Source organism: Paracoccus subflavus (assembly GCF_004310345.1).
Classification (GTDB): domain Bacteria; phylum Pseudomonadota; class Alphaproteobacteria; order Rhodobacterales; family Rhodobacteraceae; genus Paracoccus; species Paracoccus subflavus.
Genome location: NZ_SISK01000005.1, coordinates 216,190 through 232,803 on the forward strand (window position 1 = coordinate 216,190; position 16,614 = coordinate 232,803).

Sequence of the window (16,614 nt, forward strand, 5' to 3'; positions counted from 1 at the left end):
TCGTCGATGCGCTGGTGATCGGCGCGGGACCGGCCGGACTGATGGCGGCCGAAGCCTTGATGGCGCCGGGCCGCCGCGTCCTGGTGGCCGAAGCGATGCCCACGCCCGCGCGAAAATTCCTGATGGCGGGCAAGTCGGGGCTGAACCTCACCAAGGACGAGCCGTTCGAGGCGTTCGTGCAAAGCTTCGCCCCTGGCAGCGGGGTACTGCCCGGGGCGCCGGGATATTTCGGCGGAAAAGAACGATTCGGGCCTGCCGAAGTCATGGCCTGGGCGCGGGGCCTGGGGATCGACCTGTTCACCGGATCGACCGGGCGGGTGTTCCCGACGGGCATGAAGGCCTCGCCCCTGTTGCGGGCCTGGCTGGCGCGGTTGCGGGGGGGCGGAGTGGAACTGCGAACCCGCTGGCGCTGGACGGGGGCCGGGTTCCGGTTCGAAACCCCCCAGGGAATGCGCGATGTCGCGCCGCGCGTGGCCGTTCTGGCGCTGGGCGGGGCAAGCTGGCCGCGGCTGGGATCGGATGGGGCCTGGGTGCCGTGGCTGGAGGCGGCGGGGGTCCGGGTCATGCCGCTCCGGCCTGCGAACATGGGTTTTCACGTCGCCTGGTCGCCGCAGATGGCGCGCCACTTCGGATCGCCGGTCAAGGGCGTCGCCCTGCACGCGGGCGGGCTGAACAGCCGGGGCGAATGGATCATCGGGGCCGGGGGAATCGAGGGCGGCGGGGTTTACGCGGTATCAGCGCCGCTGCGCGACGGGGCCGCGGGCCATGTGGATCTGGCGCCCGATCTGGACCCGCCCGCCTTGGCCGCGCGGTTTGCAAGGCCCAGGGGCAGGCTGTCGTTGGGCAACTGGCTGCGGCGGGTGCTGGAGGATCCGGTCAAGGTCGCGTTGATCCTGGAATGGACCCGGCCCCTGCCGCTGTCTGCGGCCCCAGGTGGCTGGGCTGCCCTGGCCAAGGCCCTGCCGCTGCGCCATGACGGACCGATGGGCTTGGACCGCGCCATTTCCTCGGCCGGGGGCCTTGCCTGGGATTCGGTCACGGCGGATCTGGAGTTGCGCGCCATGCCCCATGTCTTTGCCGCGGGCGAGATGCTGGACTGGGAGGCGCCCACGGGCGGCTATCTGCTGACGGCCTGCCTGGGCAGCGGGTTGCACGCCGGACGGGCAGCAGCCGCACGGCTTGACGCCAGAGCGCCCCATGGCGGCGGGCCGGGCTTGAAGATCTGAGCCTTTGAAGATCAGAACGGAACCTGCCCGCCATCCGGAAAGGCTTTTCATGGCCTATACGATCACGCCCTTCACCCCCGAGACGCGCCGACGGATCGACGCCTTTTTCACCGGTCCGGAGCAAGGCACGCGCCCCTGTCCGGACCGAAAGCCGCCCCAGGACCATATCGGGACGACTGGTTCGAAATCGGATTCCGGGCCGGCGGCCCTGGGACCGGGCTGTGGCCGGATCGTGGCTATGAGGTCCCGTCGCCTTTCCAGTCGATCACCATCTGGGTCTGCGTGACGATCGCCGCCACCTTGCCGTCGCCGCGCGTGATGGTGGTCTGCCAGATCTGCGTCGTGCGACCCAGGTGCAGCGGCAGGGTGACCGCCCGGGCGGTATCGCCCAGCCGGATGGGACGCAGGAAATTCGTCTTGCTTTCCAGCGTGGTGGTCGATTTTCCGGGCGGCAGGTTCAGGAATGTGCCGGTGCCCCCGGCATTGTCGGCCAGCCCCATGATCGCGCCGCCGTGAAGCACGCCGTTGCGGTTGGCAAGCGCGCGGGTCACGGGCATCTCGAACTCGACCCGCTGGGGGGTCGCCGAAACCAGGCGGGCGCCGATATGGATGGCGAATTCGGGCTGATCCTCGGCCTCGCGCCGGATGTGGTCGTCGCTCATGCGGTGTTTTCCCCCTGCTGCCCGGCCATATCAACCGGCCGGCCCGGCAAAGGGCAAGCCCTCAGGCCCGGCGGCACGCCACAAGTTGCGACCGGTACATCTGGGCGCGCTGTCCGACATCGTTCGCGACCCGGACCAGCCAGGGCTTGTTCAGATAGGACTGGCGCGCGAAACCCGAACGCCCCTCGTGATAGGCCAGGTATTGCGCGCCTGCATCGGCCTTGGAGATGCCCAGGCTGCGGGTCGAGTTGTGCATGTACCAGCCCATGAAGTCGGTCGCGTGGCGGATGTTGTCGCGCTGGGCGCGGCGGTTTCCCGTGGCCTTCTGATATTCCTCCCACGTGCCGTCGAGCGCCTGTGAATAACCGAAAGCACTGGACTGGCGTCCGATGGGGATCACGCCAAGCGCGTATTGATGCGGCGTGCGGGCATCGCCGATGAATTTCGATTCCTGATAAAGCGTGGCCATCTGCACCGGGACGGGCACGCCCCATTTGCGTTCGGTGGCCTTCATCGCCCGGAAATAGGCCGGACGTTCCGCCACGATGGCGCAGGCGTTGTCCAGTTGCCGAGGGGCCGAATAATTGCCGCCGCCGCATGATGCGACCAGCCCCACGATCGCCAGTTTCAGAAGCCTGCTCATCCTGCCCTCTTGTCGTTTTTCCGAACTATTACGGAAAATCACGGCAGGGTGAAATCACAAAGCCGGAAGCTCAGACGGACAGGACCGCCTGCACCGCCCGCTGCCAAGCGGAATAGCGCCGATCCCGCTCGGCCTCGGGCATCAGCGGTTCGAACCGGCGGTCAAGCTGCCAGGCCCGGGCATAGTCATCGGGCGGCGGGCACAGCCCCGCGCGATAGCCGGCCAGCCAGGCGGCGCCTTGCGCGGTCGTTTCGGTGTTGGCGGGCCGGTCCACCGGGGCGCCCAGGATGTCGGCCAGGAATTGCATGGCCGGTTCGCTGGCCGTCATGCCGCCATCGACACGCAGAACGGCATCGCCCGCCTGGGGCCAGTCGGCGCGCATCGCCTCCAGCAGGTCGCGGGTCTGAAAGCCCACGCTTTCCAGCGCCGCACGGGCGAATTCGGCGGGGCCGGTGCTGCGGGTCAGGCCAAACACCGCGCCGCGCGCATGGGGTGCCCAGTGCGGGGCGCCAAGGCCGGTGAAGGCCGGGACCATGATGACCTGCTGGCTGTCGTCGGCCTGTCCGGACAGGGATTGGGTTTCGCTGGCCTCGCGGATCAGCCGCAGCCCGTCGCGCAGCCACTGCACCACCGCGCCGGCAATGAAGATGCTGCCTTCCAGTGCATAGGTCGTCGTGCCGTCCAGGCGATAGGCGATGGTGGTCAGCAGCCGGTTCTGCGATCGCACCGCCTGATCCCCGGTGTTCAGCAGCGCGAAACAGCCGGTGCCATAGGTGGACTTCATCATGCCGGGCTGAAAGCAGGCCTGCCCCACGGTCGCGGCCTGCTGGTCGCCCGCCACGCCCAGAATCGGGATTGCCCGCCCGAACAGGTCGGGTCGCGTGGTGCCGAAATCGTCGGCGCTGTCGCGGACCTCGGGCAGCAGCGCGGGGGGGATGTCGAACAGCCGGCACATGTCGTCGGACCATTCCCCCCGGCGGATGTCGTACAGCAGCGTCCGGCTGGCATTGGTGGCGTCGGTGACATGGGACTGGCCGCCGGTCAGCTTCCAGATCAGAAAGCTGTCCACGGTGCCGAAGGCCAGATCGCCGGCCCGGGCGCGGTCGCGCGCCCCGTCCACATGATCCAGCAGCCAGGCGATCTTGGTGGCGCTGAAATAAGGGTCCAGCAGCAGCCCGGTCGTCTCCGTGACCTGATCCTCGGCCCCTTCCTCGCGCAGGCGGTTGCAGACATCGGCGGTGCGCCGGTCCTGCCAGACGATCGCGCGGTGAAGAGGTTCGCCTGTCTTGCGGTCCCAGATCACGACGGTTTCGCGCTGGTTGGTGATGCCGATGGCGTCGATCCGGGGGGCACCCGCCTTTTCGATGGCGGCGCGGGCGGTGCCGGCACTGCTGGTCCAGATGTCGTCCGGATCGTGTTCGACCCAGCCCGATTGCGGGAAATGCTGCGGGAATTCATGCTGCGCGCGGGCCTGCACGCGCAGGTCGTCGCTGAAGACCAGGGCACGAGACGAGGTCGTTCCCTGATCCATGGCCAGTATCGTCATGCGTCTTTCCCCTGTTTCATCAACCCGCCGATGGCCGCCAGATCGTCGGCGCCCCGGTCCGCCAGCAGTCTTTCCAGTGATTCGTAGTGGCGCAGGACGTCGCGCCCCGTCGGCGTCACGGTTGCCCCGCCGCCGCCCGGACCGCCCCGGCTGCTGTCCACCAGCGGCTGGACAAAGGCCCTGTTCAGTTCCTCGACCAGGGACCACGCGCGCTTGTAGCTCATGCCCATGCGTCGTCCGGCGGCCGAGATCGAGCCATGTTGCGCGATCAGCCGCAAAAGCTGCGCCTTGCCCGGTCCCAGCACCAGCGGGGCGTCGTATTCCAGTCGCAGTTTGATCCGGGGGACACCCTTTTCCATCGCGATTCGGTTCCCTGTCGCTCTGGCAACTTAGCCGCAGCCGCAGCGCCGAGGCAAACAGGGGTCACGATCCTCTTGCTGCATCGCAATCCGCCTCTATGCTGCACTGCAAAAACCAAGGGAGGTTCTTCATGTCCGCAAGCGAGATCGTCATCCTGTCCGGCGCCCGCACCGCCATCGGCACCTTTGGCGGCAGTCTGGCCGCCATTCCGCCGATCGACCTTGCGGCAACCGTCACCAGGGCGGCGATGGAACGCGCGAATGTGGCACCCGACCGGATCGGGCAGGTGGTCTTTGGCCATGTCATCAACACCGAACCCCGCGACATGTATCTGTCGCGGGTGGCGATGCTGGACGCGGGCATTCCCGACACCACGCCCGCCATGAATGTGAACCGGTTGTGCGGATCGGGGGTGCAGGCCATCGTGTCGGCGGCGCAGGCTCTGATGCTGGGGGATGCGGATTTCGCCGTCGCGGGCGGCGCCGAAAGCATGAGCCGCGCGCCCTATGCCGTCAGCTCGGCCCGGTTCGGCGCCAAGATGGGCGATCAGCGGATGATGGACATGATGACCGGCGCGCTGACCTGCCCGATGGGCACCGGGCATATGGGCGTGACGGGGGAAAACGTTGCGATCGAACACGGCATCAGCCGGCAGGCGCAGGACGAATTCGCGCTGGAATCGCAGCGCCGGGCGGCGGCAGCCATCGCCGCAGGGCATTTCCGCGACCAGATCGTGCCCATCGAGGTCAAGGGCCGCAATGGGCCGGTCAGCTTCGATACCGACGAACACCCCAAGGAAACCAGCCTGGACAGGCTGGCGGGCCTGAAGGCCGTGTTCAAAAAGGACGGCAGCGTCACCGCGGGCAATGCCAGCGGCATCAACGACGGTGCGGCGGCCCTGGTGCTGGCGCGGGCCGACGCGGCACAGGCGGCAGGTTTGACGCCGCGCGCGCGCATCCTTGGCTATGCGGTGGCGGGCGTGCGCCCCGAGGTGATGGGCATCGGCCCGGTCCCGGCGGTGGAATTGCTGACGAAACGCACGGGCCTGTCGGTCGGCGATTTCGACGTGATCGAATCGAACGAGGCTTTCGCCGCACAGGCCCTGGCGGTGAGCAAAAGGCTGGGGCTGGACCCGGCCCGTGTCAATCCCAATGGCGGCGCCATCGCTTTGGGCCATCCGATCGGCGCGACCGGCGCGATCATCACCGTCAAGGCACTGTATGAACTGGAGCGCAGGGATGCCCGCAAGGCATTGATAACCATGTGCATCGGCGGCGGACAGGGCATCGCGCTGGCCATCGAGCGGCTGTAGCATCTATCCCCGGTTATTCCCGGATCTGGTCAATTTTTTTGACCAGAACCCTTGACGGGCTGTCCTTTTTTGCGGTCTGTGCAAACGGATTTACGGGAGAGAGGATTCCATGGAGGGATTGTTGTTTGTGGCCGCACTGGTGCCGGTGCTGGCGGTGTTCGTCCTGCTGGTGGTGATGCGAAAATCGGCCAAGATGTCGATGCTGGTGGCCTATCTGGCGACCGTCGCGCTGGCCCTGCTGGTCTGGGGAGCCCCTGCCGAGCGTGTTGCCGGGGCGTCCGTTAACGGGCTGGTGACAGCGGCCACGCTGCTCTACATCGTGTTCGGGGCGATCCTGCTGCTGTATACGGTGCAGGAGTCGGGGGCGATCCGGGCGATCCGGCGCGGATTTACGGACATTTCGCCCGACCGCCGCATCCAGGCGATCATCATTGCCTGGATGTTCGGATCCCTGATCGAGGGGGCCTCGGGGTTCGGCACGCCCGCCGCGGTTGCCGCGCCGCTGCTGGTGGCGATCGGCTTTCCGGCCATGGCTGCCGTGATGGTCACGCTGATCATCCAGTCCACGCCCGTATCCTTTGGCGCGGTGGGCACGCCCATGCTGGTGGGCGTCAAGACCGGCCTGTCCAACAGCGACGAGGTGACGGCCGCGATCAGCCCCGCCACGCTGGACCAGTATGTGCCGGTGGTCGCGGCCAACGTGGCACTGATTCACACGCTGATCGGGTTCCTGATTCCGCTGCTGATGGTGGGGATGCTGACGCGGTTCTTTGGCCGCAGCCGCAGCTTTGCCGAAGGCTTCCGCGCCTGGAAATTCGCGCTGTTCGCGGGCCTGGCCTTCACGCTGCCCTATCTGCTGGTGGCGCGGGTGCTGGGACCGGAATTCCCGTCCCTGCTGGGCGGGCTGATCGGCCTGCTGATCGTGATTCCGGCAGCACGCGCGGGGCTGTTCATGCCCGACGACCGGTTCGATTTCCCGCCGCGCATCGAATGGGAACACGACTGGCAGGGCACGGTCGAGGCCGCCGACGCCGATGCCGAGCTTGCCCCCCATGGCGCGGCGGCGCGGCGCGAAATCTCGTTGCTGAGCGCCTGGATGCCCTATGTCATCGTGGCGGGCCTGTTGGTGCTGACGCGCACCATCGCGCCCTTGAAGGCCTGGCTGACGGGGCCGTCCACGACGCTGGCGGTGAACGACCTGTTCGGATCGGGGATCAATGCCTCGGCCCAGTTGCTGTATTCGCCGGGAACGGTGATGATCCTGGCTTCGCTGATCTCGGTCGCGCTGTTCCGGATGCGCGGGTCCGATTATGGACGGGCCTGGGCGATTTCCGGGCGAACCATGCTGGCCGCCGCGCCCGCGCTGCTGCTGGCGGTGCCGATGGTGCAGGTGTTTATCAACTCCGGGTCCGAGGGCATGGCGTCCATGCCGATCACCCTGGCGCAGGGCATGGCCGCCGCCACGGGCGACGCCTGGCCGCTGTTTGCGCCGATCGTGGGGGCGCTTGGCGCCTTCATCGCCGGGTCCAACACGGTGTCCAACATGATGTTCGCGCTGTTCCAGTTCTCGACCGCGCAGGGGATCGGCCTGGATCTGGCCGGCATCACGGCGGTGGTGGCGCTTCAGGCGGTTGGCGGCGCGGCGGGCAACATGATTTGCGTGCACAATGTGGTTGCGGCCTCGGCCACGGTGGGGCTGACCGACCGCGAGGGCGACCTGATCCGCAAGACGCTGATCACCATGGGCTACTATGTGGTGCAGGCAGGCCTGATCGGCATGGGCCTGATCCAGGGCGGGCTCTGGTGGGCCGCCGCCGTCGTGTGGGCCCTGGTCGTGATCGGCGGGATGCGCATCAATCAGGCGGGCCTGGAACCGGTGCGCCGCTGACGGAAAAGGGGGCCCAGGCCCCCTTTTGCCGGTCGCGCGCTTTCAAAAGGAACGGGCCGCCCGGATGGGGCGGCCCGCGAGATCCACGGAGATGGTCCGGTTAGGGATACGCGGATGGTCCGGTCCCAACCAGGGTTTACGACCCTCGGGGCTGCCCTCAGGCCACGGCCCCCCTGACTGTTCCGACACCTCTCTCCAATATCACTCTCGACACTGGACCACCTCCTTTCAATTGGTTGCCGTTATGGGGTGATGGTGCCACAGACCGATCCTGTGTCAATCAGATTGTTCGCCGGGTTCGCAACAAATTGCGCACCGCGATGCGGAAAGGCACAAGGGCAAGTATCGCCAGACCAAGCTTGACCAGCCAGTCGGCAGTTGCCAGCGAAATCCACAGCGCCGTGACCGGTCCTTGACCAAGCAGCGGAACCGCCTCGTTCGCCCAGCCGGTGTTGACGTCAGCCGGCAGGGCGGCGGTAAAGGCGATGCCAAAGAACAGCGCGGTATCCACGGCCGATCCGACAAAGGACGACAGGAACGGCGCCTCCCACCAGCGGCGGTTGCGAAGGGCGTCAAAGACCGCGATGTCGATCAACTGTGCGACGAAAAAGGCCACCCCCGATCCGACGGCGATTCGCAGCGTGGTCTTGTCCAGGCCCGCCGCGATCAGCGAACAGGAAACGCCGATGACAAAGCCCGCCAGTACGACCTGGCGGGCGGCACGGGCACCGTGGACACGGTTCATCACGTCCGTGACCAGAAAGGCGAAGGGATAGGTCAGGGCCCCCCAGGTCAGCCAGGAGCCGATCGGGAATTGCACAAGGATGTTCGAGGCCACGACGATGATGGCCATGGCAAGGATGCCGGGCAGATGGCGGGTCATTGATATTTCCGTTTTACAAGGTCGCGGAACAACTCGGTCCCGCAGACGCGCGGGACAGCGGGCGCCTTACGCCGCGCGTGCCCGGATTGTCAATCGCCCCCCTGTCGATGCCCCTTGCCGATCACCCCGTGTCAGTCGCGCAGCCGGTATTCGACCAGTTCGGTCCGCTGCACCAGCAGGAAGTTGTCGTCCGAGATCATCGTCAGCCGGATCCCCTGTCCGTCATGCCAGACCGAGATCCCTTCCAGATTATCGTATTGCAGGGGACGGGTGGTCAGCAGGATTTCCTCGTCCCGCGGTCCGGCCTCGGTCAACCGCATCCGCCGGATGCGCGAGGCGAATCCCAGGATGCCGCGAAAGTCGCGCTCCAGCAGGTAGAACCAGCCGTCGGGTCCGAAATCCCCGCCGACCGCAAGCCAGCGGGGATCGCGCCGGATTTCCCCGGCTTCGCCCCAGGTGTTGTCGCGAAACGTCAGGATCGGAAAGGGCTGGTTCTCGTCCCCCGTTCGCTCGGGCACCGCGTAAAGCGTGCCGTCCCGGATCGCCAGGGCCTCCAGCCCCGAATTGAGCCGCATTCCCGGCAGCCGAGGCGGCGGCTGCAACGCCCTGGCCGTGGCATCGGGGTTGTCGTAAAGGGCGACGCGGTCCAGCCCCTCGAAGCTGATCCAGATGGCCCCGTCATCGCCGATGGCCAGTCCTTCGCTGTCGCCGGTGTATCCGGGTGGCAGGGGCACGCCCTTGCTGTCCTTCAGATGCGCCCGCCCAGCGCTGTTCATGGCCCGGATCAATCCCTGCGAATCGCGCTCGATGCTGCCCCAGTACAACTGCGCGCGGTCGGTCAGTGCGTGAAAACCGGTGCCGTCCGGGCTGATCTCGATGCCCGAAAACCCCCCGAAGCTGGCCTCGCTGCCGGACCAGACATAGGTGCCGACATAATCCAGCGTCCGGGCCCATCCCGGCAGGGCGGTGCCCGACAGGATCAGTCCTGCAAGAACGGCCGTCAGCGGGCGGCGGCGACGGATCGGCATTGGGCGGGCAGTTCGCTGAGACGATAGGTCCGGGGATGGCGATAGTCGGGATCGGGCGGCGCGGGCCGCACGCGGCCGGGGTCGATGCGGTTCCGGATCCATTCGGCGGCCTCGGCGCAGCCGTCGCCGGGCGGCGGCGGGTCCTGCCGGTCGCAGATCGATCCGCGCGGGCAGGACAGCCGGACGTGAAAGTGATAGTCGTGGTTGTTGATCGGGCGGATCTTGCGCAGCCAGGAACGGTCGCCTTGTTCCATCCGGCACATGGCGACCTTGGCCACCGGATCGACCAGAATGCGTTCCACGCGGCGGTCGCGGGCGGCGGCGCGCATGATGGCCATATGCCCCGCATTCCAGTTCCCCGACAGCGCCACCCCCCGTCCGTCGGTGATCGAGACCGAGGACAGGCTTTCGCGTTGCTGGGGCGACAGGTTCAGCGACGACGGGGGCAGCATCCAGACATCGGCATCCAGCCCCGATTGATGGCTGGCATGGCCCGAGATCATCGGCCCGCCGCGCGGCTGGCTGAGATCGCCGATATACAGCCCGCCCCATCCGGCCTGCTGGGCCGCCCGCGACAGTCCGATCAGGAAGTTGACCAGTTCCGGGTGGCCCCAGTTGCGGTTCCGGGACAGGCGCATCGCCTGCCAGCTTGGCCCGCTTTCGGGAAGCTGCACGAATCCCTGTCCGCAGCCCCTGGAATAATAGCCGACGGACACCGCGGGCCCCTGCGAGGCGCTGCGGAAGCTGCCGAACACATCCTTGGCCAGCGGGTCGGCGGATGCGGGCATGGCAAGGCCGGCCAGGATGGCGGCGGCGGTCAGGAATCTGCGGATCACGGCTGTCCCTCTCCTTCCGGTTTTACCCAGCCTAGCAGAACAAGCGACAGGATAAACAGGACGATCAGGGGGGAAATGCCGATCCGCTGGTTTCCGGTCGCGTCGGTGACAGCCGCGATCAGCAGCGGGGCCAGAAACGCCGTGGCCTTGCCGGACAGGGCATAAAGCCCAAAGCCTTCGGTTGCGCGGGCTTCGGTCGTGTGACGGACCATCAGGGTGCGGCTGGCGGCCTGCAATGCGCCGCCCGCGCCGCCGATCAGCGCGCCGCACAGAAAAAACACCAGATCGGGCACGAAGAACCGTCCAAGCACCGGGTCCGGCGGCACGGCTAGGCCGAACAGGGTCTGGCGGTCCATGCCGACCACCACCACGCAGACGGCGGTCAGGACAAGGGTGGCGGCGACGATGACGGGTTTCGGCCCCCATCGCCGGTCGGCCCGCCCTCCGGCCCAACTGACGATGGCGGCGGCGACGGCGCTGACCACGCCAAAGACCCCCGCCAGGAACACCGGCCAGCCCAGGACCGTGCCGGCATAGACCCCGCCGAACCCGTAAAGCGCGTTCAGCGCGTCGCGCGACAGCATCGACGAGGCCAGCCATGCGGCCAGGCTGCGGCGGTGGCGCAGGCTGCGGATCAGCCTCCACAGATCCCGCAGGGCCGGGCCGATGCGGACGGGCTGGCGCGGGCCGCGCGGTTCGCGGACCCACAGAAAGAACGGGATCATGAAGACGGCATACCAGATCGCCACGAACGGTCCGACAAAGCGCGTGCCCTCGCGCGCCGCCGGGTCCAGCCCGAACAGCGGATCCAGCCCGATCAGCGTCCGGCCGTCGGGCGTTTCCTGAAACAGCGCCAGCATCACCCCCAGCGACACGACCCCACCCAGATAGCCGAAGGCATAGCCGGACCCGGACAGGCGGCCGACCTCGGCCCGGGGGGCAAGGCCCGGCAGCAGGGCATTGGTGAAGATCGTCGCGAATTCGACCCCGATCAGGCCGATGCCGAACAGCACGACCGCCTGCATCAGCGGGGGCTGGCTGGGCACCAGCAGCCACAGCCCCGCGGACCCCAGGACATACAGGATCGAAAAGAACCAGATCCACGGCATCCGCCGCCCCGATGTATCGGCCACGGCCCCCAGGATCGGCGCGCACAGGGCGATGATGATGCCGGTGACGGACAGCCCGTATCCCCACAGCGCCTGCGCCTGCGCCCCCGCCAGCCGCAGGTCGCCGCTGACATTCAGGAAGTGGCGCTGCGCGACCTCGGCAAAATAGACCGAGAAGATGAAGGTCAGCAGAAGGGTATGGAAAGGCTGGCTGGCCCAGTCAAAGAACCACCAGCCCCAGATCCGTTTGCGGTCCATCCGCCCCCCTGCGCGCATTTGCGGCCATAAGGCCCCAAGGCGCATCAGGCTGGCAAGTGGGCCTTTGCGTCAGGGGGCAGCACCGGCGGCCAGGGCCGCAGGGCGTCGGCATCCGCCCAGCCGGCGATCCAGTCGGGCAGGGGCGGGCTGTCGGGCGACGCGCCAATCGCGGCCATCACCTGCGCCGGGGCCACGATGCCGCCCGCCGATGTGATGGCCGACCGGATCAGCACCTGATTGCAGCAATCGGCGCCTCTCCACATCGACTGGTCCATATAGATGAATCGCTGATCCCACCCCGCCACGCGCGAGATCATCGTGAAGCGGTCAAAGGCGCGGATGCGGCGGCGATAGCGCACCGAACTGCCCGCCACGGTGATGCCCCATCGGCGCTGGCGCAGGATCGGGATCAGCCCGATGCGCTGGGCCATCGGGATGCGGCCCAGGTCGAACAGAGTCAGCGTGCGGCCGTTGTTCAGCTCGATCCACGGATCCAGATCCCATGGCCAGCAGATATGCGTCGAGACATGCGTTCCCGTGATTGCCAGCGGCGGGGCGTTGCGGAACTTGACCATCTCCTTGGCGAAACGGAACAGGGGATACATCGGACCTCGCGCGGCTGACCAGGGGCGGGGGTGGCGCGGACCCACGCAATCGTCAACAGGGGACGCTGCGGCAACTTGCTTGCGAAGGACGTCGCGCATCGCCATACCAGCACCGAACACGACGATGAGGGCATGATGGGAACGCTGTACGAAGCCTTGCAACTGATCCTGCAAGTGGTGTGGTTCGTGATGATCGTCCACATCATCATGTCATGGCTGATCAACTTCCAGGTGCTGAACCTGCGCCAGCCGCTGGTCGCGCAACTGTGGGACGGGCTGAACCGGCTGCTGGAACCGATCTATCGCCCGATCCGGAACGTGCTGCCCAACACCGGCGGGCTGGATCTGGCGCCGCTGATCGTGTTCATCATCATCATCATCCTGCAACGCGCCCTGGCGAACAATGCCGGCTTCTTCTATGGGATGTGATGCCTGATGACCTGCTGAGACAGGTCTGGGGCTTTGACGGATTCCGCCCCGGCCAGAAGGAGATCGTCCGGGCCGTCGCCGCCGGACAGGACGTGCTGGCGATCATGCCCACGGGCGGCGGCAAGTCGCTGTGCTTCCAGTTGCCTGCGCTGATGCGCGACGGGGTGACGGTGGTGATATCACCGCTGATCGCCCTGATGCGCGATCAGGTCCGCGCCCTGCGCGAGGCGGGCGTGGCCGCGGGTGCCCTGACCAGCGGCAACACGGACGAGGAAACCGACGCGGTGTTCCAGGCCCTGTCGCGGGGTGATCTGAAACTGCTCTACATGGCGCCGGAACGGCTGGCCTCGGGCGGGACGCTGACGCTGCTGCGCCGCGCGGGCGTCACGGCAATCGCGGTGGACGAGGCGCATTGCGTCAGCCAGTGGGGCCACGACTTTCGCCCCGACTATCTGCGCATCGGCGATCTGAAGCGCGCCCTGGACGTGCCGCTGGCGGCCTTTACCGCCACGGCGGATGCGGAAACGCGGGCCGAGATCGTTACCCGTCTGTTCGACGGTAAGCCGCCCGTCACCTTCCTGCGCGGCTTCGACCGCCCGAACCTGCGGCTGGCCTTCCAGCCCAAGGACAGCCCCCGCAAGCAGGTGCTGGCCTATGTCGCGGCCCGGCGCGGCCAGTCGGGCATCATCTATTGCGCCAGCCGCGCCCGAACGGAAACCCTGGCCGATGCGCTGACCCAGGCGGGACATGCCGCCGTTGCCTATCACGCCGGGCTGGAGGCGGAACGTCGCCGCGCGGTCGAGGCGCGGTTCCAGCAGGAGGACGGGCTGATCGTGGTGGCCACGATCGCCTTTGGCATGGGCATCGACAAGCCCGACATCCGCTGGGTGCTGCACGCCGACCTGCCGAAATCCATCGAGGGCTATTACCAGGAGATCGGCCGCGCAGGCCGCGACGGCGACCCGGCCGATACGCTGACCCTGTATGGTCCCGACGACATCCGGTTGCGCCGCACGCAAATCGACGAAGGCCTGGCCGACCCGGCCCGCAAATCCGCCGACCACGCCCGGCTGAACGCCCTTCTTGGCCTGGCCGAGGCGACCGGCTGCCGCCGCCGCAAGCTGCTGGCCTATTTCGGCGAGGATCTGGCCCAGGATTGCGGCAACTGCGATCTGTGCGCGACGCCGCCGCGGCTGTTCGATGCGACGCAATCCGTGCGCAAGGCGTTGTCGGCGATGGTGCGGACCGGCGAATGGTTCGGCGCCACGCATCTGATCGACATCCTGACCGGCACCGCCACCGCAAAGGTCCGCGAACGCGGCCACGACACCCTGCCCACCTTTGGGGTGGGCCGCGAACACAGCCGCGCCCAATGGCAGGCGATCTTTCGGCAGATGATGGGCCGCGACCTGTGTCGTCCCGATCCCGAACGCCATGGCGCCCTGCACCTGACCGAAACCGCGCACCCGGTCCTGCGCGGCGAGGAAAGCGTGACCCTGCGCCACGACACCACGGCATCGAAACCCGCCACGGTCCTGCGCACCCAGGTCAGCGAGGAGGACGAGCCGCTGCTGTCCGCGCTGAAGGCCAAGCGCCGCGCCCTGGCCGAGGCCGCGCGCGTCCCCGCATATGTCATCTTTCCCGACCGGACCCTGATCGAGATGACCGAGGCGCGCCCCACGACCCTGGACGAGATGGCCCGGGTTGGCGGCGTGGGGGCCAAGAAGCTGGAAAGCTATGGCCGGGAGTTTCTGTCGGTCATCGCAGGCGAAGTGCCCGACATGCACCCGCAGCGCCGCAGGCTGGCCGGCCGCCCCGAAGGCGTGCTGTTCGACCGTCTGGTGGCCGTGCAGGCCGATCTGCTTCGCGGGCCGGACGGGACAGAGAAACCGCTGTCCTGCTCGACCGCCCAGATCCGGCGGATTGCCGAGTCAAAGCCCACCGACGAATCCGGTCTGGCCCGTCATCTGGACCCCGCGCGCCTGGACCGGTTCGGCGCCGCCTTTCTGCACGAGATCGTTACGTCCTGACGGTAAACGGAACGTGATGCACCGTTTGGTCTTTTTCTGCGTGACTATCCCGTGCTGCATGAATGGAGAACGCCATGACGCTTCGCTGGTCCGACGTCACGCCGAAAGGCCTGTACTTGAGCCGCCGTACCCTGATCGGCGCCGGAATTGCCGCAATGGCCACGCCCGCCTGGGCGCTGTCTGGCAAGCCGTCGCCGTATTCCACGGATCAAGCGCCGAATACGCTGGAGGAGATCACCAACTACAACAATTTCTACGAATTCGGCACCGACAAGACCGACCCCGCCCGCAATGCCGGAGCGATGGTCACCGACCCCTGGTCGGTCGAGATCGGCGGCATGGTGGACCGGCCCGGCAATTACGCCGTGGACGATCTCGCCCCGGCGAATGCCCTCGAGGAACGCATCTACCGACTGCGCTGCGTCGAGGCCTGGTCGATGGTGATTCCCTGGATCGGCGTGCCCCTGTCAGGCGTGCTGGATCGGGCGGGCGTGCAGCCGGGCGCGAAATTCGTGGCCTTCGAGACGCTGTATCGCCCCGAACAGATGCCGGGGCAGAGCCGTCCGATTCTTGACTGGCCCTATCGTGAAGGATTGCGGCTGGACGAGGCGATGCACCCGCTGACGATCCTGGCGACCGGGCTTTACGGCGACGCGCTGCCCAACCAGAACGGCGCGCCGATCCGGCTGGTGGTGCCGTGGAAATACGGCTTCAAGTCGATCAAGTCGATCGTGCGCATCACCCTGACCGACCGCCAGCCCGTCGCGACATGGCAGGCCATGCAGCCATCGGAATACGGATTCTATGCCAACGTGAACCCGCAGGTCGATCACCCCCGCTGGTCCCAGGCCACCGAACGCCGGATCGGCACGGGCCTGTTCGGCGGCCGGGACGAGACGCTGATGTTCAACGGCTATGGCGATCAGGTGGCCTCGCTGTATGCCGGGATGGATCTGGCAAGGGACTATTGATGCGCGCGGTCTTGAATGGCGAGCTGCGCCGGATTCCTGTCTGGGCGATGTGGCTGGGCGGGCTGGTGCCCCTGATGCTGCTGACCTGGGATGCGGTGATGGGCGGGCTGGGAATCGACCCGATCCGCGACATCGAACACCGCCTGGGCCGAACGGCGCTGTATTTCCTGATCGCCAGCCTTGCGGTGACGCCCGTCCTGCGCATCACGGGACTCAGCTTCATGAAGTTTCGGCGTGCGCTGGGCCTGCTGTGTTTTACCTATGCCGGGCTGCATGTGCTGGCCTGGGTGGTCATGGACATGGCGCTGTTGTGGGGGGCCATGGCGCGCGATGTGGTCAAGCGCCCCTATCTGATCTTCGGCATGGCCAGCTTTGTGATGCTGCTGGCGCTTGCCCTGACGTCGAACAACGCATCGATCCGCCGGATGGGATCCGCATCCTGGCGAAGCCTTCACAAGCTGGCCTATCTTGCGGCGCCCCTGGTGACGCTGCACTGGATATGGGCGCTGAAGACCTTTCCGCTGGAACCGGTGCTGTGGCTGGTCGTGATTCTGGGGCTTCTGGCCCTGCGGATCGTCGTTCCCCGCCCGATCCGTTGGGGAACAGCCCAGACGTCGAGATAAGATTTGTTTGAAATCAGGCCATTGCAAAAAATGTAACGGTTTGAAGAAGAAAAATGCGAAAATCCTCTTGTGGGTTCCCGCCTCTCTCCGTAAATACCGCTTCACCGAAGGCGGGAACGTTGTCGGGACGGGGGGACGGGCTTGATGGCCTGGGTTTCCTGGGAAAATTCTGGGAATGACTGACCGGACGGTGCGTCGTGAGAGT

Annotated in this window: 16 protein-coding genes; 7 read left to right on the forward strand and 9 right to left on the reverse strand. The window is 66.9% G+C overall.

Annotated features, from left to right (window positions below; genetic code table 11):
* Positions 1–41: 41 nt before the first annotated feature.
* On the forward strand, positions 42–1,226 hold the full coding sequence (locus tag EYE42_RS08995; RefSeq protein WP_246020680.1) for a TIGR03862 family flavoprotein: 1,185 nt from the start codon (positions 42–44) through the stop codon (positions 1,224–1,226).
* A gap of 236 nt (positions 1,227–1,462) precedes the next feature.
* On the opposite strand, the gene EYE42_RS09000 is transcribed toward EYE42_RS08995, so the two are convergent.
* The 4 genes from EYE42_RS09000 to EYE42_RS09015 all read right to left on the reverse strand — a co-directional run bounded on the left by EYE42_RS09000 (position 1,463) and on the right by EYE42_RS09015 (position 4,436).
* On the reverse strand, positions 1,463–1,888 hold the full coding sequence (locus EYE42_RS09000) for a PaaI family thioesterase (protein ID WP_130990980.1): 426 nt from the start codon (positions 1,886–1,888) through the stop codon (positions 1,463–1,465).
* Between the two features lie 61 nt (positions 1,889–1,949).
* Complete coding sequence (locus EYE42_RS09005; protein ID WP_130990981.1) at positions 1,950–2,531, reverse strand: transglycosylase SLT domain-containing protein; 582 nt, start codon at positions 2,529–2,531, stop codon at positions 1,950–1,952.
* A gap of 70 nt (positions 2,532–2,601) precedes the next feature.
* Positions 2,602–4,077 carry a glycerol kinase GlpK gene (gene glpK / locus EYE42_RS09010; protein WP_130990982.1) on the reverse strand — a complete coding sequence of 492 codons (1,476 nt, stop codon included), beginning with the start codon at positions 4,075–4,077 and terminating at the stop codon, positions 2,602–2,604.
* Complete coding sequence (locus EYE42_RS09015; protein ID WP_130990983.1) at positions 4,074–4,436, reverse strand: winged helix-turn-helix domain-containing protein; 363 nt, start codon at positions 4,434–4,436, stop codon at positions 4,074–4,076. Before EYE42_RS09015 ends, glpK begins: the two co-directional genes overlap by 4 nt.
* A gap of 131 nt (positions 4,437–4,567) precedes the next feature.
* On the opposite strand from EYE42_RS09015, the gene EYE42_RS09020 reads away from it, so the two are divergent.
* Entirely contained in the window at positions 4,568–5,749 is a 1,182-nt protein-coding gene (locus EYE42_RS09020; protein WP_130990984.1) for an acetyl-CoA C-acyltransferase family protein, read from the forward strand.
* A gap of 109 nt (positions 5,750–5,858) precedes the next feature.
* A complete protein-coding gene (locus EYE42_RS09025; RefSeq protein WP_130990985.1) occupies positions 5,859–7,637 on the forward strand; it encodes an L-lactate permease in 1,779 nt (592 codons plus the stop codon).
* A 280-nt stretch (positions 7,638–7,917) separates the two neighbouring features.
* Here EYE42_RS09025 and EYE42_RS09030 read toward each other — a convergent pair whose 3' ends face one another.
* From EYE42_RS09030 to EYE42_RS09050, 5 genes are all read right to left on the reverse strand, one after another.
* On the reverse strand, positions 7,918–8,520 hold the full coding sequence (locus EYE42_RS09030; protein ID WP_130990986.1) for a queuosine precursor transporter: 603 nt from the start codon (positions 8,518–8,520) through the stop codon (positions 7,918–7,920).
* A gap of 131 nt (positions 8,521–8,651) precedes the next feature.
* Positions 8,652–9,548: an esterase-like activity of phytase family protein gene (locus EYE42_RS09035; RefSeq protein ID WP_130990987.1), complete on the reverse strand. Its 897-nt coding sequence runs from the start codon at positions 9,546–9,548 to the stop codon at positions 8,652–8,654.
* A complete protein-coding gene (gene mepA / locus EYE42_RS09040; protein WP_130990988.1) occupies positions 9,521–10,384 on the reverse strand; it encodes a penicillin-insensitive murein endopeptidase in 864 nt (287 codons plus the stop codon). Before mepA ends, EYE42_RS09035 begins: the two co-directional genes overlap by 28 nt.
* Positions 10,381–11,751 carry an MFS transporter gene (locus tag EYE42_RS09045; protein ID WP_130990989.1) on the reverse strand — a complete coding sequence of 457 codons (1,371 nt, stop codon included), beginning with the start codon at positions 11,749–11,751 and terminating at the stop codon, positions 10,381–10,383. The genes mepA and EYE42_RS09045 overlap by 4 nt, the downstream gene beginning before the upstream one ends.
* Positions 11,752–11,795: 44 nt before the next feature.
* Entirely contained in the window at positions 11,796–12,356 is a 561-nt protein-coding gene (locus tag EYE42_RS09050; RefSeq protein WP_130990990.1) for an acyl-CoA thioesterase, read from the reverse strand.
* A gap of 135 nt (positions 12,357–12,491) precedes the next feature.
* Here EYE42_RS09050 and EYE42_RS09055 point away from each other — a divergent pair, with 135 nt between their 5' ends.
* From EYE42_RS09055 to EYE42_RS09070, 4 genes are all read left to right on the forward strand, one after another.
* Positions 12,492–12,785, forward strand: a complete 294-nt coding sequence (locus tag EYE42_RS09055) for a YggT family protein (protein WP_130991013.1) — start codon at positions 12,492–12,494, stop codon at positions 12,783–12,785.
* A complete protein-coding gene (gene recQ, locus EYE42_RS09060; protein ID WP_130990991.1) occupies positions 12,785–14,815 on the forward strand; it encodes a DNA helicase RecQ in 2,031 nt (676 codons plus the stop codon). The genes EYE42_RS09055 and recQ overlap by 1 nt, the downstream gene beginning before the upstream one ends.
* 74 nt (positions 14,816–14,889) lie before the next feature.
* Positions 14,890–15,786 (forward strand): protein-methionine-sulfoxide reductase catalytic subunit MsrP, encoded by an 897-nt coding sequence (gene msrP, locus EYE42_RS09065; RefSeq protein WP_130990992.1) that lies wholly within the window; start codon positions 14,890–14,892, stop codon positions 15,784–15,786.
* Entirely contained in the window at positions 15,786–16,409 is a 624-nt protein-coding gene (locus tag EYE42_RS09070; protein WP_130990993.1) for a protein-methionine-sulfoxide reductase heme-binding subunit MsrQ, read from the forward strand. Before msrP ends, EYE42_RS09070 begins: the two co-directional genes overlap by 1 nt.
* Positions 16,410–16,614 lie beyond the last annotated feature (205 nt).